This window comes from Acidiphilium sp. AL (genome assembly GCF_025499445.1).
In the GTDB taxonomy this organism is placed as follows: Bacteria; Pseudomonadota; Alphaproteobacteria; order Acetobacterales; family Acetobacteraceae; genus Acidiphilium; species Acidiphilium iwatense.
This window is the reverse complement of sequence record NZ_JAIMBZ010000041.1, coordinates 1-21,253: the sequence shown is the minus strand read 5'-3', so window position 1 is coordinate 21,253 and position 21,253 is coordinate 1. Positions and strand designations below refer to the sequence as shown.

Sequence of the window (21,253 nt, the reverse complement as noted above, 5' to 3'; positions counted from 1 at the left end):
GGGTAGGCATGGATCTCGGTTTTTCCGGCAAGGTTGCGGTTGTTACGGGCGGAACTTCAGGCATCGGCCTCGCGACCGCGTCCGTGCTGCTGGCGGAGGGCGCTGATGTCGCCATTTGCGGGCGCAATGCAGAACGATTGGCAAATGCCCATCAGCACCTTGTCGAGCAACACGGCAACACCCGTGTCCTCGCCTGTCGCTGCGATGTTCTCGATGCGGCGGAAATCAATGGCTTTGCCGCGGAGCTGAACACTTGGCGAGGGCGTGTCGATCTCCTCGTCAACAATGCCGGGCAGGGCCGCCTCTCGACCTTTGCCGACACGACGGATGACGCCTGGCGCACCGAACTTGATCTGAAGATCATGAGTCAGGTGCGGCCGATCCGCGCCTTTCGGACTCTTTTCGATATGTCTGACGCGCCTGCCATCATCATCGTCAACTCTCTCCTTGCTCTTCAACCAGAGCCGCATATGGTGTGCACCTCCGCTGCGCGGGCAGCGGTCCAGAATCTGGCAAAATCCTTGAGTATCGAGTTGGCACCGCAGGGGCGCGTCAACTCGATACTGATCGGGCTTGTTGACTCCGGTCAGTGGCAGCGCCGCTTCGAGCAACGCCAGGACACCGATCAAACACGTGCGCAATGGTTCGCGGCTCTCGCACGAAGCAAAAATATTCCGCTGCAGCGTGTCGGCGAACCCGCGGAAGTTGCTAAGGCAATCGCGTTCCTCGGCTCTCCAGCAGCCAGCTACATCACCGGATCCGCGCTCGAAATTTCCGGCGGCATCTCTCGCTTCATCTAGATGGAAACAAATTCTGATGAGTATTGAAACCCTGTCACACGACCAGTCTCCCGCTGCTTCGATGCCGCCGCGCTCGGAGGTTTCGGTTGGTGAACTCGTCGCGACGTATCTCGCGGATATCGGCGTTGAGATCGCTTTTGGCGTGATCTCGATTCACAACATGCCGATCCTCGATGCCATCGCCCGGCAAGGACGTATCCGCTTCGTGCCAGCGCGCGGTGAAGCTGGCGCCCTCAACATGGCGGATGCCTATGCGCGCGTCTCGGGAAAACTTGGCGTTGCCTTCACCAGCACGGGCACTGCGGCAGGCAACGCGGCCGGTGCCCAGGTCGAGGCTCAAACCGCCGGCACGCCGATCCTGCACATCACCACCCAGGTCGATCGCGTTTTCATGGATCGGGATCGGGCCGCGATTCACGATGTCCCCGATCAGGCCGCTATGCTCAGGGCAATTTCCAAAGGGTATTTGCGCATTTGGGAGTCGCGCGGCGTATTGGGCGTGCTTGATGCCGCCGTCCGGATGGCGCTGAGCGCACCTGCCGGACCGGCGACCGTCGAGATCCCGGTCGATGTCCAACGCGAGTTTGTGCCAGCGCCTGCATGCATTCGTCCGCCCGTCGTCGATCCGATCCGCCCGGACGAGATGCTTCTTGATATTGCCGCGGGCATGATCGCGCGCGCGCGCCGGCCAATCCTGTGGCTCGGCGGCGGCGCGCGTGCCGCGTCGTCCGCGGCGACCGCACTCGTCGAGCGGGGTGTTGCTGTCGTCACCAGCACCCACGGTCGCGCGGTCGTGCCTGAGAACCACCCCTGGAGCCTGGGTGCCTTCAATATGACACCTGCCTCAGAAGCGATTTATAAGCAAGCCGACCTTATGCTGGTAGTTGGCTCGCGCCTCCGCGGTAACGAAACCTTCGATAACCGGATGCAACTGCCGAGACCTCTGTTGCAGATCGATGCCGATCCCACGCAGAACGGTCGGAATTACGCCACCGATGTCTTCATGGCCGGCGATGCGCGCCTCGCGCTTGAAGGGCTGCTTGCGCGGCTGCCGGAAACGCTCAACACGAACCATAATTTCCTGCACGACATCAGCATCGCGCGGGCGCAATCAGAGGGAATGCTCCGATCCGCTCTCGGCCCCTATCAAACCATCGCCGATGATCTTCTGGCTCGGGTATCCGCCGGCGCACACCCTTTCGTGCGCGATGTCACAATTTCCAACAGCACGTTTGGTAACCGTTATGTGACGATCGCGCGGCCGGAGCTTGGCGTCCATGCGCTCGGTGGCGGCATCGGTCAGGGGATTGCCATGGCCATTGGCGCAGCCCTCGCGGGTGAGGCTGCCAAGACGATCGCGCTTATCGGCGACGGCGGCAGCATGCTCGCCCTGGGCGAGTTTCTGACAGCAGTCGATGAAGGCGCGGAGATCGTCTTCGTCCTGATGAACGATGAAGCCTATGGCGTCATCCAGAATATCCAGGACGTCCAGTTCGAAGGCCGGCGGCACTACTCGAATTTATCGGTACCCAATTTTTCCCTTCTGGCCAAGAGCTTCGGTCTGCAACACCGGGCGATCGATAATGTCGAAACGTTTGGCGCAGCGCTTGACTGGGCGCTCAACCTTCGAGGGCCGGTGTTGCTGGAGGTTGAAATGACCAAGATCGGTCCCTTCGCCAGCGCTTTCGCTGGGCCGCCAGCCGGTGCGGCGGGTGGTCCGGCATGAGGTTGGGGCTGATCGGATATGGTGTGATCGCGGAGACATTGTTGGCAACGCTTGCGCACGAACTGCCAGCACCGCTTGAGCTCCTTGTCTGTCTCGCCAAACCAGAAGGGGAGGCGCGTGCCCGATCCTTGCTTGCAAAGCACACGAACATTGCGCAACACGTCGAAGTTATCGACCACGCCGAAGCGTTGAGCCGGCTTGGCGCCGATATTGTCGTGGAATGTGCAAGCCAGGCCGCTCTCGGCATGTATGGCACGACGATACTGAAAGATGGCATCGACCTGATCGTCAGCTCCGTGGGTGCGCTCGCGGACGATGCGCTGCACACCGCACTTGTCGATGCGGCACGCAAAGGCGGGGCACGGCTTCGTCTGCCCGCAGGTGCCGTCGGAGGCATCGACATGCTTTCCGCCGCCCGGCTCGCCGGACTTGACGAGGTCGTCTATGTCGGACGCAAGCCGCCACTGGCCTGGAAGGGAACGTCCGCCGAGGCCATCATCGATCTCGATAATCTGGGCACAGCTTTGGCTTTCTACGAAGGCAGTGCGCGCAGCGCGGCAACCGAGTATCCGAAGAATGCCAATGTCGCGGCGATTATCGCTCTCGCCGGGATCGGTTTCGAACGGACACGCGTCGAATTGATTGCCGATCCGGCAATCATTCGTAACGTCCACGAAATTCGGTTTCGTTCGAAGGCTGGCATCGCGCAGATTCGGATCGAGAACGAACCGTCTTCCCAGAACCCCAAAACCTCGCTCGGTACAGCGTACAGCATTGCCCAGACAGTGCTGAACGTCGTGCTGCCCGAGGTCATTTGACATTGAGAAACAGCATGGCTGAACAACTCCCGGACGGGCGGCTTTTTATCGGCGGTGAATGGCGCGAAGGCCACGGCGCCGAAATCGTGTCCCGGTTTCCCGCGGATCAGTCGTTGAACCGCATCGTTCGAGGCGCGGCAGCCGAAGATGTCGATGAAGCGATCACGCGGGCTGAGACCGCCGCAGCCGATCCGGCTTGGCGCCGGCTTAAGCCGCACGAACGCGCAACCTATCTTTACAGAATCTCCGTCGGCATCGAGCGTAATGCCGAGCGCATATCCTTCATCCAAACGCGAGACACCGGCAAGACACAGGCTGAAACGCGGGCTCTTGCCCAAAGTGCTGCTAACACGTTTCGCTATTTCGCTGCCGCACTCGAAACGGCGGAAGAACAGATGCCGCCGCCACGCGGCGACTATCTGACGTTCTCCTGCTACGAGCCTATCGGTGTCGTCGCTGCCATCACGCCGTGGAACTCGCCGATCGCGAGCGACGCGCAGAAGCTGGCGCCCGCACTTGCCGCTGGCAACGCCGTCATCCTCAAGCCGGCCTCGTGGAGCCCGCTTACCGCCTTGGAACTGGCGCGAATTGTCCAGGAAGCAGGACTGCCCGACGGCCTTCTGTCGGTCATTCCTGGGGCAGGCAGTGTCGTTGGCGATCTGCTCGTCCGCCATCCTGCGATTGGCAAGGTCTCGTTCACGGGTGGCACCGAGGTGGGGCGCCGCATCGCGTTCGAGGCGGCGAAAAAGCTCATGCCGGTATCGCTCGAACTGGGCGGCAAGTCTGCGACCATCGTGTTCGACGATGCGGACATGACTCAGGCCATCGCCGGAGTGCTTTTCGGGATCTTCAGCTCCACCGGCCAATCCTGCATCGCGGGCTCGCGGCTGCTGGTTCAACGGAGCATTTACAAGAATTTCGTACAACGACTGGTCGAAGCTGCTGAATCGCTGAAAATCGGCAACCCGTTCGACACTGCCACCCAGGTCGCCCCCCTGATTCACGGTGACCATCGCGCTTCTGTCGAACAGGCGGTGGCCCTCGCCCGCGAGGAAGGCGGACGTGTCCTCACCGGCGGAAAGCGACCCGAAGGTTCAGTGTTTGACGCCGGAATTTACTATCGACCAACCATCATCGATACTGTCGGCAACCAATCGCGAACCTGCCGCGAAGAGATTTTCGGACCAGTTCTCGCCGTTTTACCGTTCGACGATGAAGCCGAAGCCGTAGCCCTTGCGAATGACAATCCATTCGGTCTCGCGCTCGGCATTTGGACACGTGATGTCTGGCGCGCCAGCCGGCTGGGAGCGGCAGTGAAGACAGGCACCGTGTGGGTCAACACCTACAAGCAATTCTCCGTCTCAACCCCGTTCGGCGGCGTCAAGGAAAGTGGTCTTGGCCGCGAGAAGGGCCGGGACGGGTTGCGCGCCTATCAGCAACAAAAATCCTGGTATCTTGATACGAGTGAACAACCCCATCCGTGGGCTGGCCTGATGGAGGTCGCATGAGACGACGTTGGTGCTGAACACTTCCCCGTATGTGACGTACTTTCCGTAGGTGAACAGGAACGTTTTTGTAATTGTTAGGAGAACAATGATGAGCTTATACCTGGAACCGCATCAATCGTTAAACCGCAAGCCCACGCAATATGAAAACCTGCTCGGTGACTCCATCGAACGAGCGTTTGGGCAGGGCATCAAGGAGCTTGCGGAACTGGTGGCGTACCTGAACAACGCTGGTCCGTCTCCGCAAGTCGGCGATATCTGGACCGATGCCACCTTCGAAACCGAAATGGCTCGGCTCGGCAACTAAACAAATATACTCTACTTGAGGATGGAAATGGATACTCAAAAAGATGCTATCGAGACGGTTCTGGAGAGTGGCTTACAAAACCTCTGGTATCCTCTCTGCCCATCAGGCTTCATTGCGGAACGGCCTGTATCGTTGCGCAGGCTGGGGAAAAAACTGGTGCTATGGCGTGACACCGATGGTGCGCCGCATGCCCTGACCGATCAATGCCCGCACCGCGGCGCACCGCTATCGCAGGGTATCGTACTCGGCAACCGGATTGCCTGCGGCTATCATGGTGTGGAAGTACGCGCGGATGGTATTGTTACGAGTGTACCGGGTAGCCCTGGCTGCAAGCTCGAAGGCTCGCGCGCCGTACATTCGTTTCACCTGAAAGAAGCGCATGGTACAATTTGGTTGTATAATGCGGGCACGAACATCGACACAGCACCTGATCTGGTTCTACCGATTGAGCTGACATCTGATGAATATTCGAACTTTTTGTGCTACGCTGAATGGAAAAGTGATTACCGTTACGCGCTGGACAATGTACTTGACCCGATGCACGGCACATATTTGCACAAGCAATCACATTCAATGGCGTATGGCGAGCAAATCGCGCAGTTTCAACTGCGAGACACCGACACGGGCTTCGTATTTGAAAAGGAAGGCCAGCGCGATGTAAACTTCGACTGGACTGAATGGGCCGATACCGGGACACAGTGGATGCGCCTTGAAATTCCTTATCCGAAAACTGGTGGTCCTGGCGGCAATTTTATCATTATTGGTAGTTGCACACCGATCGAGAAAAATGTGTCTGCAATATTCTTCTGGCGTTGCCGTAAAGTGTCGGGTTGGCAGCGTGATACATGGCGCTTTCTGTACCGCAATCGCCTTGAAGCGCGCCATTGGGCGGTTCTCGAACAAGATCGTGTTGTGCTGGAAGCGATGGAACCCGATGCGAATCAGAACGAGCATTTGTACCAACATGATATGGGGGTAGTGCGGCTGCGCCGGCACATGAAGAAGCTTGCAAAAGCTCAAATCGAAGCCGGTGCAACTTAATCATCAAATTCATCACTGGATATATACCGCGCTTTGGCGCAAACTTGAGCGCGGTAAATCGTCCGGAACTTCATGACGCCAAAGTAGCGATGGACACCAACATCCTGTTCCAATTTGTTAAAACACCCGATAGGACGCTAAGGTTCGGACTTCGATGAGCAGCAAAGACCTTCTCCAGGCGCAGGTTCGCACCTTGCGCTACGAGGCCGAGGGAATCATCAGCATCGAAATGATGCCGATACCGGGAGCCCATTTCCCGCGTTTCGATGCAGGCTCCCACATCGATTTTCATCTGCCGAACGGGCTTATCCGCAATTACTCATTGCTGAACTCGCCCGACGATAACGATCGTTACGTGGTGGGTGTCCTCGCTGATCGACAAAGTCGGGGCGGGTCGCGCTATGTGCACGAGCAGTTTCGCTGTGGCATGGTTGTCCCGATCAGCGCGCCGCGCAACAATTTTACCCTCGATGAGAGCGCCTCCCAAACGGTATTGGTGGCGGGCGGCATCGGAATCACGCCAATTTTGTGCATGTACCGGCGGCTGCGCGCGCTTGGGCGCGACGTGCGGCTTGCTTATTGCGCGCGGACGCGGTCGCATGCCGCTTTTTCCGATGAATTACGTGCAATCGGGGGCGATATCCACTTTCATTTTGACGACGAAAATGGAGGTTCGCCGTTCAATTTGCTGAATTACCTTTCCAAACAACCCGGTGATGCCCACGTCTATTGCTGCGGGCCAAGTGTAATGATCAGCGCTTTTGAAAAAGCCTGCGAAGCAGCCAACTTAAAAAATGTTCATATTGAAAGATTCTCGATCGACCCGGTCGTTCAATCCGCCCCCAAGGCTGGCTGTACGGTTCAGTTGGCGAAAAGCGGCAAGACGTTTGAAGTTCAAGCGGATAAAACGATATTGGATGCATTGCTTGAAGCAGGCATTGATGTCGAGTTTGGCTGTAAGGAAGGAATCTGTGGGGCGTGTGAGACGAATGTGCTCAGCGGATGCCCGGATCACAGAGACGGGGTGCTGAGTCAAGCCGAGAAAGACTCAAACAAAGTCATGATGATTTGTGTTTCGAGAGTGAAATCGGGACCAATTGTCCTTGATTTGTAAAACGGACATCATCGACCTTCCGATTGGAACCCCCATGTTGCAAACTGTCACGGTGAGAAATGAGCGATCAGGCGATACGCTTTGCCGGGGAAGGTTTGCCGCACATAGGTAATTTCATCGGCCACTCTCCAGGTACGACGTTCCACGACAAGACACGCGGCACCTTTCGGAATGGCAAGATCATCGGCAACGCCGGCCGTGGCATTGACGGCGCTGATATTATGTTCCGCCCTGGTCCAGGGAACCTGAGCCACCAACCAGGTGCTGGGGGGGGTTGTGCTGAAATCGACCTCGGCGGCTTCCGGTACGACATCCAGGCTGATGAAGCGTTCTTCCAGTGCGAAGGGGCGTGAATTCGCCAGATGCCGGCACTTTAACACAAGCAATGACGTGTCCAGCAAAAAATTCCGTTCATTACCTACCTTGCCAAGGCTGTCGCGGTAGCGGCGCGAGATCAATTCATAGCCATAGACCTCGCCTCGGCTGGTGATTTCAGACTGCATATCGGGAATTTGCAACACCGCCGATTGGACGGGCGGCGATGCGACGAAGGAACCGGCCCGGCGGCGCCGGACAATCAACCCGGCGGCTGTCAGGGTGGAAATCGCTTTGTTGACGGTCATTCACCCGAGAGGATTTTGCGTCGATTTTGATCCCGCATCAGCCTGTCGAGGCGGCGGTGGACCGCCGGCGGCGAGGAAGGCCCGCACCAGCGGCAGGCGCTGGCGTTCCTCCAGGCAGATCACGTATTCCGCGACGGCAAGGTCGGTATCCTCGACCGTGACCCGCGCGAGTTCGGGATGGATCGGCAGCTCGGCTTCGAAGGCGACACCCACGCCGAAGCCGGCGAGCACCGCCTCACAGACCGCCTCGCGGGTCTGCACTTCGAGCAGGGTGTGCGGTCGCACGCCGTGCTCCGAAAGCCGCGTCTCGAACACCTCCCTGGTGATCGAGCCGCGTTCGCGAAGCACGAGGTCGTGTCCGGCGAGGGCTCGGATCGGAATGCCGCCGGCAGCGGCAAGGGCATGATCGGACCTCACGAAAAGCACCAGACGGTCGTGCTGGAGCAGCCGGCTGTGGAGCCGGGGGTCCGAGACGCGCCTTGCCGTCACCGCGACATCGGCGTGGTGGTCAAGCACGCGGTCGAGCACGTCGGAGGAGTTGCCGATCGAGAGGGAGAAGGTCAGATTCGCGTGCCTTGCCTTCAGCGTCACCAGGATCGGCATGACGTGGGTCGCGCTGTCGGCGGCGATCCGCAGATGTCCGCGCAGCAGCGTGGCCGAGCCGGAAAGCAGGGTGCGGGCTTCGTCTTCCGCGGCGAACAGGCGGGCGGTCAGGGCGTGCAGGGCGTGGCCGAGCGGGGTGGCGCTGACGCCGCGTCCCCGGCGGTCGAACAGGGCGACGCCGTAAGTCGCTTCCAGGGTCTTCACCTGTGCCGAAAGCGTGGGTTGGCCCACGCCGCTGCCGCGCGCGGCAGCCGAGAAGCTTCCGGCCTCCGCGACCAAATGAAAGGCGCGCAGCAACGTAGTGCTCATGACACCCTCGGTATGGTTTCCATCAATGGGATGTATCGAGACATAGCATTTTAAACAATAGAAGCTGGAAGCTACGCTGACTATGCATTGTTTGGAAGGCATCGAGATGATCGCAACTGGCAGTATCAGAGCCGCCTCCGAGACCGGCGACGCGCTCCTGCTCACCCCCGGACCACTGACTACGTCGCGCTCGATCAAGGAGGCGATGCTCCATGACTGGGGCTCGCGCGATGCCGCCTTCGTGCAGATCAACCGCGAGGTCATGGAGCGCCTGCCGGGGATCGTGAATGCTGGCGCGACGCATGTGACGGTGCCGATGCAAGGATCGGGCACCTTCGCGGTCGAGGCGATGCTGACGACCTTCGTCCCATCGGACGGCGAGGTCCTGATCCTGATAAACGGTGCGTATGGCCAGCGTGCCAGAAAGATCCTGGAGATTGCCCGGCGCCGGACCGTGATCCACGAAACGCCGGAGGACACGCCGCCTGACCTCGTCGCGGTGGAACGGGTCCTGGCCTCGACGCCCTCCATCACGCATGTTTTCGCCGTGCATTGCGAAACGACGTCGGGCATCCTGAACCCGGTGCAGGAGATCGGCGCGCTCGCGGCGAAACATGGCAAAGGTTATTTGATCGACTCGATGTCGGCCTTCGGCGCTCTGCCGCTTGATGCGAACGCCATTCACGCTGATGCGATTGCCGCATCGTCGAACAAGTGCATCGAGGGCGTTCCCGGGCTGGGCTTCGTGATCTGCCGGAAGGATGTCCTGGAAGCGGCGAAGGGCAATGCGAGTACCCTCGTGCTCGACCTGCATGATCAATGGACGGTGTTCCAGAAGACCGGCCAGTATCGTTTCACCCCGCCGATCCACGTCATCGTTGCCTTTCATCAGGCATTGACCGAGTTCTTCGCCGAGGGTGGACAGCCCGGACGCGGTGGGCGCTACACGGAGAATTGCCGCGTGCTGGTCGAGGGCATGCGCGCCCTCGGGTTTCGGACGCTGCTGCAGGATCAGCTCCAGGCGCCGATCATCGTCACCTTCCACATGCCCGGCGACCCGCGCTTCGACTTCCAGCGCTTCTACGACGCGCTCAAGGAGCGCGGCTATGTGATCTATCCAGGCAAGCTGACTGTGGCGGATTCCTTCCGCATCGGGTGCATCGGTCGGCTGGATCGCACGCACATGCAGGGCGCGCTCGCCGCGATCCGGGACGTGATCGCGGGGTTCGGCATGACCTCAGCGGCGATGGCCGCATGAGCAGGAAGGACGCCGAACCATGACCACTCACCGCTCCTTCCACACGGTCGATGCCAACGGCCGCATTTATCGCATCCCGGCGACACCGACCGTTGCCGTCTGCATCGACGGCTCTGAGCCCGGCTACATCGAGGCCGCGATCGCCGCCGGTCTGGCGCCGAACCTCGACCGCATCATGCGGACCGGCACCAGCACCACGGCGAAGTCGGTGATCCCGAGCTTCACCAACCCGAACAATATTTCAATTATCACCGGCCGGCCGCCTTCGGTCCACGGGATCGCAGGCAACTACTTCCTCGACCCCGCAACGGGACAGGAGGTGATGATGAACGACGCGAAGTTCATGCGCGCCGGCACCATCATGAAGGCGTTGCAGGATGGCGGCGCCAGGGTCGCCGTGGTTACCGCGAAAGACAAGCTGCGGACGCTGCTCGGCCACGGGCTCGATTGTTCGGCGGGCCGGGCGGTCGCGTTCTCCTCCGAAAAGGCGGATAAGGTGAGCCTCGCGGAGAACGGCATCGCCGATGCGCTCGGCCTCGTCGGCATGAAGCTGCCCGAGGTCTATTCCGCCGAACTCTCCGAGTTCGTCTTCGCCGCCGGCGTCAGGCTGCTCGAAACGATGCGCCCCGACGCCATGTATCTCTCGACGACCGACTACATCCAGCACCGTGCAGCACCCGGCTCGGCGGTCGCGAACCGTTTTTACGCCATGCTGGATGGCTATGTCGGCCGGCTCGACGCCGCCGGGGCGGTGGTCGCGCTGACCGCCGATCATGGCATGAACGATAAATATCTGCCCGACGGCGCGCCGGACGTGATCTATCTGCAGGACCAATTCAACGCCTGGACCGCGAAGGGGATCTGTCGCGTCATCCTGCCGATCACCGATCCCTATGTGGCCCATCACGGGGCGCTCGGCTCGTTCGCGACGGTGTACCTGCCGCCGGGCACGGATGCGGCCGCCCTGCTCAGCCGCCTGCGCGCGCTCGATGGCGTGGACCTCGCCATCGGCCGCGACGAGGCATGCCGGCGCTTCGAGCTTCCCGAGGACCGGATCGGCGACATCGTGGTTATTTCGGCGCGCCACAAGGTGCTCGGCACCAGCCGCGATCGGCACGACCTGTCCGGCCTGACCGAGCCGTTGCGCTCGCATGGCGGCCTGACCGAGCAGACCGTGCCGATGATCGTGAACCGGAAAATCGCATTCCGGCCTGACCACGAGTTGCGAAACTTCGACGTTTTCGATGTCGCGCTGAACCTGGTGCAATGAGGACCGCAATGAACATCCAGACCAAATCCCCGGTCCGGCGCGAGGCGATGCGGATCGCCGGCCGCAAGGTGCGGACCGACGAGGCGATCGACGTTCTGAACCCCTACACCGGCCAGGTGGTGGGCACCGTGCCCGCCGCGCGCCCCGAGCATGTGCGGGAGGCTTTCGCGGCGGCGCGCGCGTTCAAGCCGAAGCTGACGCGCTACGAGCGCCAGCGTATCCTGCTGCGCACCGCCGAGATGCTGCGTGACCGCAAAGAGGAGTTCGCGCGGCTCATCACCGCCGAGTCGGGCCTGTGCTGGAAGGATTCGCTGTACGAGGCGAGCCGCGCCTACGATGTCTATTCCTTCGCGGCACAGCTAACCATCCTGGACGACGGCGAGACCTATGCCTGCGACATCAGCCCGATGGGCAAGCAGCGCAAGATTTTCACCACGCGCGTGCCTTTGATGGGCGTGATTTCCGCCATCACGCCGTTCAACCATCCGCTCAACATGGTGAGCCATAAGATTGCCCCGGCAATCGCGACGAACAACCGCGTGGTCCTGAAGCCCACCGAACTGACGCCGCTGACCGCGCTCGCCCTCGCGGACGTGCTCTACGAGGCCGGGCTGCCGCCTGAAATGCTTTCGGTGGTGACCGGCAATCCCTCGACCATGGGCAACGCGATGATTACCGACCCGGACGCGGACCTGATTACGTTCACGGGCTCGGTTCGGATCGGCAAGTATATCGCGGAGAAAGCGGGCTACCGGAGGGTCGTGCTCGAACTCGGCGGCAACGACCCGCTGATCGTGATGGAGGATGCCGACCTCGACAAGGCGGCGGAACTCGCGGTGCAGGGGGCGACGAAGAATTCCGGCCAGCGCTGCACCGCCGTAAAACGCATTCTGGTCGTCCACAGCGTGGCCGAGGAGTTTTCGCGTCTGGTGCTCGCCAAGGCCCGCAAGCTCACCGCCGGAGATCCGATGGACCCGACGGTGGATATCGGCACCGTGATCCACGAGCGCGCGGCGCAGGAGTTCGAGCGCCGCGTGCTGGATGCGATGTCCCGTGGCGCGAAGCTGCTGCACGGTAACGACCGACGCGGCGCGCTCTATCCTCCGACCGTGGTGGACCACGTGCCCTATGACGCGGAATTGGTGCGGGAGGAAACCTTCGGCCCCGTCATTCCCATCATCCGCTGCCCCGACGACATCGCCGAGGTGGTGCGGATTTCGAACTCGACCGCCTATGGCCTCTCGTCCGGCGTCTGCACCAACCGGCTCGACTACGTTACGCGCTTCGTAAACGAACTGGACGTCGGGACAGTGAATATCTGGGAGGTGCCTGGCTACCGGATCGAAATGTCGCCTTTTGGCGGCATCAAGGACTCTGGTCTCGGCCACAAGGAGGGTGTGGTCGAGGCAATGAAGAGTTTTACGAACGTTCGGACCTACTCCCTGCCTTGGACAAGCTGAGCGGCGAATCTCCGGCAGCCGAGAACCGGATGATGTCTCCGGCTTATGAGAGCAACTTCACGAAAGCTTCACTGTAGGATGCATACGAACCGGAACGTAATAACATAGAATCAACAAACAATGGAGGAAGCAGAAAATGCGCACGAAGACCGCCTTTGTTGCCATCTGTATCGCGTCAGTGTTGGGATGGGGTTCCGCACAGGCTCACTCCGCGGTCGTGACGATCTACAGCGCGGACGGCCTGCACGATGGTTCGCCCAACTGGTATCAGACCGAGTTCGATGCTTTCACCAAAGCCACCGGCATCAAGGTTCAGTATATCGAAGCCGGGTCGGCCGTGGTGGTCGACCGCTTGAACCAGGAAAAATTCAACCCGCAGGCCGACGTTCTGGTGACGCTGCCGCCGTTCATGCAAGAAGCGGCGGCGGAAGGATTGCTGCAGCCGTTTACCCCCGCGGGAGCGGACCATATTCCGGCCGCCGAAAAAGATAAGCGCGGTATGTTCGTTCCGATGGTCGATGACTATACCGACTTCATCTACGACAAGGCCGCGCTGCCCCGGCCGCCGAAGACCTTCAAGGATCTCCTAGAGCCGAAATTCAAGAACAAGATTCAATACTCCACGCCCGGCGAGGCGGGCGACGGGACGGCGATGCTGCTGCAGGTTTTCCGGGCTTTCGGCAGCAAGGATGCGGGCTTTGCCTATCTGAAGGCGCTGCAGGTCAACAATCTGGGGCCATCCTCTTCGACCGGCAGGCTGACCGAGCTGGTCAACAAGGGCGAACTCTGGGTCGCCAATGGCGACATCCAGATGAACGCCGCCCAGATCGCACAGAATCCCAATGTCCGGGTGTTCTGGCCGGTGGGTCCGCACGGCAAGCGATTCGCGGTTGCGATCCCCTACTATATTGGCCTGGTGCACGGCGCGCCGCACCCCAATGCGGGCAAGAAACTGATCGATTTTCTGCTGAGCAGGAACGCGCAGGCGCAGGTCAGCCGGATCGCGTGGGGATTTCCGGTCCGACAGGACGTACAACCGAAAGACAAGAACTACGAGCAGCTGCATAAAATGATGCAGGGTGTCGCGGTCTGGGTCCCGGATTGGAAACTGGTGATCCAGAGCTTCAAGCAGGACCTGGCTCGCTATCAGCGGGAGACTGGTAGCTGATGGCACCCGGCGCAGTGATCGACGATGTCCGCTCCGCTGTGCGGGCCGGGTCATCCTGGTCTTCCCCTAAGCTCGGCAGCGGGATCGGGTTCGAGGACGTCACCGTCTCCTATGGCAAACTCGTTGTCCTGGCGTCGCTGAGCCTGACGATCGAGCCGGGCGAGATCATGGCATTGATCGGGCCGTCCGGCTCGGCGAAGACCACGGCATTGAGAGCGGTCGCGGGTTTCGTCCGCCCCGCCAGCGGACGAATCCGCATCGGTGAGCGCGATGTCACCGATTTGCCGCCGCATGCGCGTGATATCGGCATGGTCGTGCAGAACTACGCCCTGTTTCCGCATATGCGGGTGGAAGACAATGTCGCGTTCGGGTTGCGCGCGCGGCGCGAGGCGAAGGAGGCGGTGAAACAGCGCGTGGCCGAGTGCCTGCGGATGGTCGGCATGTCGGCCTACACGCAACGTTATCCGCGGGAGCTGAGCGGCGGGCAGCAGCAGCGCGTGGCCATCGCGCGCGCGCTGGCCGTGCGGCCGCGGGTATTGCTGCTGGATGAGCCCCTTTCGGCCCTGGATGCGCAGATCCGCCACTCCATGCTGCAGGAACTCGCCCGGCTGCACGAGGCGATGCCGTCGCTGACGGTGCTTTACGTCACGCACGATCAGACCGAGGCGCTGACCTTGGCCGATCGCATCGCCATCATGCGCGATGGCCGGCTGGTCGCTTCCGGGCCGTCCCAGGCGCTCTACCGTGAGCCGCCGACCCGGTTCGCCGCGGAATTCCTGGGCCGCGCCAATCTGTTGCCGGTCACGCTCGAGGCGGCGGATGCCGGAGACGGTCTTGCCCGCGTCCGGCTTGGCGAGATTTCGCTGCTGGTCAAGGCACGGCCTGGCCTGTCGGTCGGCCGCGACTGCCTGTTGTGCATCCGCCCTCACGGTATCGCCATGCGGCCGGGCGGGAGGCCCTCCAACGAATTGACCGGAGTCGTGCGCGCGATGCAGTGGCAGGGCGATCTCCACAGCGTAACGCTGGAAACGCAAGGCGTCCTCATCCGCATGATCTGCGCTCCGCTGCGCGATCCGCCCTCGCTCGGCGTCCGGTTCCCGATCCATTTCGCCGCCGAGGACGCCACCCTGATCCCGGAGGACGCATAGCATGACCAGCATCGCCGCTCCGGCGATCCGCCGGACTTCGTTCAACACGGGATGGCAGTGGGTTCTGCCGCCGCTGTTCTTTCTGTCCGTGCTGTTCTTCTATCCGCTCGCGCTGATCGTTCGCGAGTCCCTCCTGGGGCACGGACGGTCGCTCTCGCTGTCGCACTATGACGCGGTGTTCACCTCGGGCTTGTTCCAGGATGCTTTGCTGCACACGATCGTCATTGCATTGGCCGCCAGCGCGGGCTGCCTGGTTCTCGGCTTCGTGCTGGCGCTGGTGCTGTCCTTCGTGGCGTTTCCCGGCGCGCGTCTTCTGGCGCGGCTGATCGACACGTTCATCGCCCTGCCGACCTTCCTGGTGGCGTTGTCCTTCACGTTCATCTACGGCTCGGCGGGAATTCTGAACATATCGCTGATGCACCTGCTGCATGTGCGTTTGCCGCCGGTCGATTTTCTCTACTCGGCATGGGGAGTGATCCTCGCGGAGGTTACCGTATATACCCCGTTCGTCCTGCGACCGCTGCTCGCCAGCTTTTCGCTGATCGAGCCGGCGCAAATCGAGATCGCGAACAGTCTGGGCGCGGGACCGTGGCGGATCATCCGGCAGGTCATCCTGCCGGCGGCGATTCCCGCCCTGCTGGCCGGCGGAAGCCTGTGCCTTCTGCTGACCACCAACGAATTCGGCATCGTGCTGTTCATCAGCGCGAAAGGCGTCATCACGCTGCCGCTCCTGGTCTATGACCAGGCGGTCCAGGAATTCGACTACACGACGGCCTGTGTCATCGCGGCCGCCAATATCGGCCTTTCGCTGACCCTCTACTCGCTCTATCGGATGATCATAACGCGATTTGGAGGCTTCCGTGCTGGTTTGGTCTAGGTCCGGCCGCATCGGGGCATGGCTGCTGTTCTCGCTCCTGTTCGGGGTGATCTATGTGCTGCCCGTTGCGGTGATCGCCATCGCCAGCTTCGCGGGACAGTGGAACGGCGTGCTGCCGAGCCATCTGACATTCGCGCATTACGCGCGGGCGGTACACAGCAGCCTGAGCGCTGAACTCCGCGTCAGTCTGATCACCGGCGTGATGGCAAGCGCGGTCGCGCTGGTGGTGGGCACTTGGGCGGCGCTGGCCTTGCGGAAGATATACGGGGCTTCGCGGCTGGTGCTTGACATCGTTTTTTTCATCCCGAGCGCCGTGCCGTCAGTGTCGGTCGGGCTGGGTCTGCTGGTCGCGTTCAGCCGGCCGCCGATATTGCTGAACGGCACGATCGCCATGGTGGTGGTGGCGCACTTCGTTCTGACCTCGGCCTTTACCTACGGCAATGTATCGGCGGGGCTGGCGCGCCTGGGGCCGGAGTTCGAGCAGATGGCGGAAAGCCTCGGCGCCCGCCCCGGCTACCGGCTCCGGCATGTAACGCTGCCGCTGATCACGCCCTATCTGATCGCCGCGTTCAGCCTCAGTTTCGCGCTGTCGATGGGCGAACTGGGCGCGACGATGATGGTGTATCCGCCCGGCTGGAGGACGCTGCCGGTGGGGATTTTCGCGCTGGCCGATCGCGGCGACATATTCGAAAGCGCCACCCTGACGGTCCTTCTGGCATGCGCGACGCTTGCGGTGCTCGTGGGGCTATCGTATATTCCGACCAGGGCGGCGTCGCGCCGTTAGTTTTGATGTTGATGTTAGTGGATGAGCAGAATGCCGCCCATGATGAGCAGCGCCGCGACGCAGCGGACCGGCCGGAACGCCTCTTTCAGGACAAAGGTGGCGATCGCCACCGAAAACAGCACGCTGGTGCCGCGCAAGGCGGCGACGACGGCGATCGGCGCCACCGTCATCGCCCAGATGGCGATCCAGTAGGAGGCGACTGACATCGCACCTCCCAGCAGCCCTTGGCGCGCGTGGCGCAGCAGCTTCACCAGCGGGGAGACGCCGCGGCGCCAGAGCGCGAAGAGCGGCAGCGGCAGACCATCGAGGACGAACAGGGCGGCGGCATAGGCGCCGGGGTTTCCGGCGGTGCGCGCGCCAATCCCATCGACCAGGGTATAGAAGGCGATGATGAGTGCGGTGAGCAGCGCGAAGGCGATGGCCTTCTGGTCCATCGCGATACTCCGGCGTCCGCCCAACGATATGAGGATCACGCCCGCCCCGAGGATCACCACGCCGGCCGTGGCCTGCGCGCTGACCGGCTCGGCGACCAGGAGAAACGAGGCCAGGGCGGTCAGCAGGGGGGCGCCGCCCCGCGCGATGGGATAGACTTGGCTCATCTCCGCGCGCCGGTACGCTTCTGTCAACGTCACGTAGTAGCCGAGATGAAGCACCAGGGAACCGAGCAGCCATGGCCACGAAGCCGCCTTTGGCACTCCCAGGACAAGCAGGAACGGCAACCCGATCAAGCCTGCGCTCGCGGTAATCAGGGTCATCACCAGGAACGGTTCGAGACGCACCTTGAGGAAAGCGTTCCAGCCGGCATGCAGCGCGGCCGCCGCGAGCAGCGCGCCGAACACGACGGGGCTCGCCGTGAGAGCCGGCGTCACCGGAAACAGCCGATGCCGGCCTTTCGCAGCCCCGTCATGCCATATGCGTCTTCCATGTGCCCTCTTTTTCTCGACAACCGCTTCGGTTTTCACGTATTGCCACAAATCTATCGATAATGCCACATGTCGGAGTGACTTCCATGGCGACGCCAATTACTACGCCCACCCCGCGGAACCGACCCCTCGCGACCTCGCGGCATGACGAAATCCTCAAGCGGATCGCGGTGGCCGGGGCAATCAGCGTCAGCGAACTCACTGGGCTGTTCGGCGTCTCGCGCGAAACCATAAGGCGCGATCTCCGGTTCCTCGCGCAGCAGGGCCGTCTGGACGTCGTGCATGGCGGGGCGGCGCGGCGGGAGGCGAGCGAGCCCGCGCTCGATCTGCGCGCTTCGGAAAATGCGCAGGGCAAGGCCGCGATCGGCCGGCTCGCAGCGACCTTCGTCGAGGACGGGATGGTCGTGCTTCTCGATTCCGGCACAACGACTCTCGCCGTGGCGCGAGTGCTCGTCGCCCGGCGCAACCTGACGGTCTGCACCGGCAGCCTGGCGATCGCACAGTTGCTGTGCCGGGTGCCGGGGACGCGCGTGCACATGCTCGGCGGGGAGATCGATCCGAATGACGAGGCGACCTTTGGCATCGACACGCTCGAAGCGATCGGGCGGTTTCGCGTGGACGCCGCGTTCATCGGCATTGGCGGCCTGTCGGACGACGGCGAGATCACGGATTACAGCCGGATCGGCGCGGAGCAGCGGGGACGGATGATCGCGGCCGCTCGCGCGGCTTATTTCGTCGTGGACCACACCAAATTCGGCCGGCTGACACCTGTCCGCATCCCGAATTCCAGGGGCGCGGCGGGGATTGTCGCGGATCTGCCGCCGCCTGCCGGGACGCTGTCGGCGCTCGCGGATCGCGGATCGCGCCTGTTCGTCGCCGCGCCGTGAAATGTGACATTTTGTAGTTTTATGTTGTATTATAGGGTGAATCACGTATCCTGCGCTTGATGTGAATCTTTTCAAGGAGCAGTTATCTGATGGCAGACGATTTTCCGACCCAGGCGCGCGCGGTCATCATCGGCGGCGGCATCGTGGGCTGCTCGCTGGCCTATCATCTGACGCGCCTCGGGTGGCGGGACGTGGTGCTGCTGGAGCAGGGGCGGCTGTCGAGCGGGACGACCTGGCACGCGGCCGGGCTGGTCGGTCAGTTGCGCAGCCACGCGAACATGACCCGGCTGATCCGCTACTCGACCGAACTTTACGCCGCGCTCGAGGCGGGGACCGGCCTAGCTACCGGCTGGAAGCAGTGTGGCTCGATCACCGTGGCGCGGACCGCCGAACGGATGACGCAACTCAGGCGTACGGCATCTACCGCCCGCGCCCAGGGCGTGGAAATCGAGGTGCTGACCCCCGCGCAGGCGGGCGAAAAATGGCCGATCATGCGCACCGGCGACCTGGCCGGCGCGGTGTGGCTGCCCGGTGACGGCAAGGCCAATCCGACCGACCTCACCCAGGCGCTCGCCCGTGGCGCTCGCGCTCGGGGGGCGCGGATTTTCGAGCAGACCCGTGTTGCGGGAATCCGGCTTAAGGACGGTGCCGTTTCGATGGTCGAGACCAATCGCGGCACCGTTGCCTGCGATGTCGTCGCGATCTGCGCCGGGCAATGGTCGCGCGAGATCGGCCGGATGTGCGGGGTCACGATTCCGCTCCATTCGGCCGAGCATATGTATATCGTGACGGAACGGATCGACGGGGTTCATCCCGACCTGCCTGTCATGCGCGACCCGGATGGTTACATCTACTTCAAGGAAGAAGTCGGCGGTCTGGTGATGGGCGGCTTCGAGCCGGATGCGAAACCCTGGGGCATGGACGGCATCCCGGCGGATTTCGAATTCCAGCTATTGCCGGACGATTGGGATCAGTTCGAGATTCTGATGAAGAACGCGCTGGAGCGCGTGCCGGCGCTGGAAACCGCGGCGATCAAGACCTTCCTGAACGGGCCGGAGAGCTTCACGCCGGACAACAACTTCATCCTCGGCGAAGCGCCGGAGACGCGGAACGTATTCGTCGCGGCGGGATTCAACTCCATGGGCATCGCCTCCGCCGGCGGGGCGGGCCGTGCGCTCGCCGAATGGATCGTCGGGGGCGAGCCGTCTTTCGATCTCTGGCCGGTGGATATCCGCCGCTTCGCGCGGTTCAACGGCAACCGGGTCTGGCTCAGGGACCGGGTCAAGGAGGTGCTCGGCCTGCACTACGCGATGCCCTGGCCGAACCACGAGCTGACCACCGCACGCCCGTTCCGTCGCTCTCCGTTGTTCGACCGGCTCGCCGCGAAGGGCGCCGTGTTCGGCTCGAAAATGGGCTGGGAGCGCCCGAACTGGTTCGCGCCGCCGGGCATCGAGCGGCGCACCGGGTATTCGTTCGGACGGCAGAACTGGTTCGCGCACGTGGCGGAGGAACATCGTGCGTGCCGCGAAGGCGTCGCGCTGTTCGACATGACGTCTTTCGCCAAATTCCTGATGCAAGGCCCCGATTCCGAGCAGGTATTGCAGACGCTTTGCGCCAACGATGTCAGCGTTCCGGCAGGCCGGTCGGTCTATACCCCGATGCTGAACGAACGCGGCGGGTTCGAGAGCGACCTGACGGTCGCACGGCTCGCACCCGACTGTTTTCTGATCCTGACCGGCACGGCTCAGGCGACCCGCGATGCGCACTGGATTCGCGGTCACATCCCTGGGTCCGCCAGGGCGGTTCTGACCGACGTGACCTCGGGCTACGCGGTGATCGGCGTGATGGGACCACGGTCCCGCGAGCTTCTGGGCCGGGTGACGCATGCGGCGCTCGATCAGGCGGACTTCCCGTTCGGCACCGTGCGCGAGATCGGCATCGGCTATGCCACGGTCTGGGCGAGCCGGCGCAGCTACATGGGCGAGCTTGGCTGGGAACTCTATGTGCCGTCGGAATTCGCAGTGACGGTTTATGAAACCCTGGCGGAAGCGGGCGGCGATCTCGGGGTCAGGGATGCCGGCTACTACGCGATCGAGTCGCTGCGGCTCGAGAAGGGCCATCGCGCCTGGGGCCGCGAGCTGACGCCCGACGACAACCCATGGGAGGCTGGCCTTGGCTTCGCCGTGCAGCTTGACAAAAAAGGTGGGTTCATCGGTCGCGAGGCGCTCGCGGCGGCCAGGGGCCGGCCGTTGACCCGGCGTCTCGTCTCGTTCCTGGCGACCGCGCCGGACACGCCGGCCGCATGGGGAGGCGAGCTTGTCACCGCGAACGGCGACCCGATCGGCGGGATCACTTCGGCGGCCTATGGCTATACGCTCGGCGGCGTCGTGGCGCTCGGCTGGGTGCGGTCGGCGGGCGAGCCGATCGACCCGGCCTGGCTCGCCGAGCGTCGGTTCGCGCTCGATGTCGCGGGCGAGCCGGTTCCGGTGCGGGCTAGGGTGTGTCGTCATTTGACCGGGGGGGATTCCGGCGCGACCGTTTTCCTGATTCATAGCAGATCAGCATTCCGAAAGGCTGATCGATGGGGCGTTATGGGCTGAGGGCTGACCAATGGGAGCGGATTGCGCATCTT

The 21,253-nt window shown here is 62.4% G+C and carries 19 protein-coding genes; 16 read left to right on the top strand and 3 right to left on the bottom strand.

The genetic code is table 11. The features are described 5' to 3' along the window. Nucleotides 1–8: 8 nt before the first annotated feature. The 7 genes from AiwAL_RS16585 (at nt 9) to AiwAL_RS16555 (ending at nt 7,311) form a co-directional block, all read left to right on the top strand. Complete coding sequence (locus AiwAL_RS16585; protein WP_235705484.1) at nt 9–800, top strand: SDR family oxidoreductase; 792 nt, start codon at nt 9–11, stop codon at nt 798–800. Between the two features lie 16 nt (nt 801–816). Beyond that, nucleotides 817–2,526: a thiamine pyrophosphate-binding protein gene (locus tag AiwAL_RS16580; protein WP_235705485.1), complete on the top strand. Its 1,710-nt coding sequence runs from the start codon at nt 817–819 to the stop codon at nt 2,524–2,526. Further along, entirely contained in the window at nt 2,523–3,344 is an 822-nt protein-coding gene (locus AiwAL_RS16575; protein WP_235705486.1) for an aspartate dehydrogenase, read from the top strand. The genes AiwAL_RS16580 and AiwAL_RS16575 overlap by 4 nt, the downstream gene beginning before the upstream one ends. A 14-nt stretch (nt 3,345–3,358) precedes the next feature. After that, complete coding sequence (locus AiwAL_RS16570) at nt 3,359–4,852, top strand: aldehyde dehydrogenase (RefSeq protein WP_235705487.1); 1,494 nt, start codon at nt 3,359–3,361, stop codon at nt 4,850–4,852. Nucleotides 4,853–4,937: 85 nt separating this feature from the next. Then, nucleotides 4,938–5,156 (top strand): recombinase-like helix-turn-helix domain-containing protein, encoded by a 219-nt coding sequence (locus tag AiwAL_RS16565; RefSeq protein ID WP_262313101.1) that lies wholly within the window; start codon nt 4,938–4,940, stop codon nt 5,154–5,156. A 27-nt stretch (nt 5,157–5,183) separates the two neighbouring features. Continuing rightward, nucleotides 5,184–6,197, top strand: coding sequence for an aromatic ring-hydroxylating dioxygenase subunit alpha (locus tag AiwAL_RS16560; protein ID WP_235705489.1), 1,014 nt, complete (start codon nt 5,184–5,186; stop codon nt 6,195–6,197). Nucleotides 6,198–6,351: 154 nt separating this feature from the next. Then, complete coding sequence (locus tag AiwAL_RS16555) at nt 6,352–7,311, top strand: PDR/VanB family oxidoreductase (RefSeq protein ID WP_262313100.1); 960 nt, start codon at nt 6,352–6,354, stop codon at nt 7,309–7,311. 47 nt (nt 7,312–7,358) lie between these two features. Here the strand turns inward: AiwAL_RS16555 and AiwAL_RS16550 are convergent, their stop codons facing one another. Then, nucleotides 7,359–7,934: a UTRA domain-containing protein gene (locus AiwAL_RS16550; RefSeq protein ID WP_262313099.1), complete on the bottom strand. Its 576-nt coding sequence runs from the start codon at nt 7,932–7,934 to the stop codon at nt 7,359–7,361. Next, nucleotides 7,935–8,846, bottom strand: coding sequence for a LysR substrate-binding domain-containing protein (locus tag AiwAL_RS16545; protein ID WP_235705492.1), 912 nt, complete (start codon nt 8,844–8,846; stop codon nt 7,935–7,937). 106 nt (nt 8,847–8,952) lie between these two features. On the opposite strand from AiwAL_RS16545, the gene AiwAL_RS16540 reads away from it, so the two are divergent. From AiwAL_RS16540 to AiwAL_RS16510, 7 genes are all read left to right on the top strand, one after another. Beyond that, nucleotides 8,953–10,104 (top strand): 2-aminoethylphosphonate--pyruvate transaminase, encoded by a 1,152-nt coding sequence (locus AiwAL_RS16540; RefSeq protein WP_235705493.1) that lies wholly within the window; start codon nt 8,953–8,955, stop codon nt 10,102–10,104. Between the two features lie 19 nt (nt 10,105–10,123). After that, nucleotides 10,124–11,374: a phosphonoacetate hydrolase gene (gene phnA / locus AiwAL_RS16535; protein WP_235705494.1), complete on the top strand. Its 1,251-nt coding sequence runs from the start codon at nt 10,124–10,126 to the stop codon at nt 11,372–11,374. Nucleotides 11,375–11,382: 8 nt separating this feature from the next. Continuing rightward, nucleotides 11,383–12,834, top strand: coding sequence for a phosphonoacetaldehyde dehydrogenase (gene phnY, locus AiwAL_RS16530; RefSeq protein WP_235705495.1), 1,452 nt, complete (start codon nt 11,383–11,385; stop codon nt 12,832–12,834). A 136-nt stretch (nt 12,835–12,970) separates the two neighbouring features. Further along, complete coding sequence (locus AiwAL_RS16525) at nt 12,971–14,002, top strand: 2-aminoethylphosphonate ABC transporter substrate-binding protein (RefSeq protein WP_235705496.1); 1,032 nt, start codon at nt 12,971–12,973, stop codon at nt 14,000–14,002. Next, on the top strand, nt 14,002–15,150 hold the full coding sequence (locus AiwAL_RS16520; RefSeq protein ID WP_235705497.1) for an ABC transporter ATP-binding protein: 1,149 nt from the start codon (nt 14,002–14,004) through the stop codon (nt 15,148–15,150). The genes AiwAL_RS16525 and AiwAL_RS16520 overlap by 1 nt, the downstream gene beginning before the upstream one ends. A 1-nt stretch (nt 15,151) precedes the next feature. Beyond that, complete coding sequence (locus tag AiwAL_RS16515; RefSeq protein WP_235705498.1) at nt 15,152–16,027, top strand: 2-aminoethylphosphonate ABC transporter permease subunit; 876 nt, start codon at nt 15,152–15,154, stop codon at nt 16,025–16,027. Next, the gene (locus AiwAL_RS16510) at nt 16,011–16,811 is read left to right on the top strand and encodes an ABC transporter permease subunit (protein WP_235705499.1); all 801 of its coding nucleotides are present in this window, start codon (nt 16,011–16,013) and stop codon (nt 16,809–16,811) included. The genes AiwAL_RS16515 and AiwAL_RS16510 overlap by 17 nt, the downstream gene beginning before the upstream one ends. Before the next feature lie 14 nt (nt 16,812–16,825). Here the strand turns inward: AiwAL_RS16510 and AiwAL_RS16505 are convergent, their stop codons facing one another. Beyond that, nucleotides 16,826–17,680, bottom strand: coding sequence for an EamA family transporter (locus tag AiwAL_RS16505; RefSeq protein ID WP_235705500.1), 855 nt, complete (start codon nt 17,678–17,680; stop codon nt 16,826–16,828). 140 nt (nt 17,681–17,820) lie between these two features. Between AiwAL_RS16505 and AiwAL_RS16500 the strand changes: the two genes are divergently transcribed. After that, a complete protein-coding gene (locus AiwAL_RS16500; RefSeq protein WP_262313098.1) occupies nt 17,821–18,621 on the top strand; it encodes a DeoR/GlpR family DNA-binding transcription regulator in 801 nt (266 codons plus the stop codon). Between the two features lie 89 nt (nt 18,622–18,710). Then, a complete protein-coding gene (locus AiwAL_RS16495; protein ID WP_262313097.1) occupies nt 18,711–21,221 on the top strand; it encodes an FAD-dependent oxidoreductase in 2,511 nt (836 codons plus the stop codon). Nucleotides 21,222–21,253: the final 32 nt, after the last annotated feature.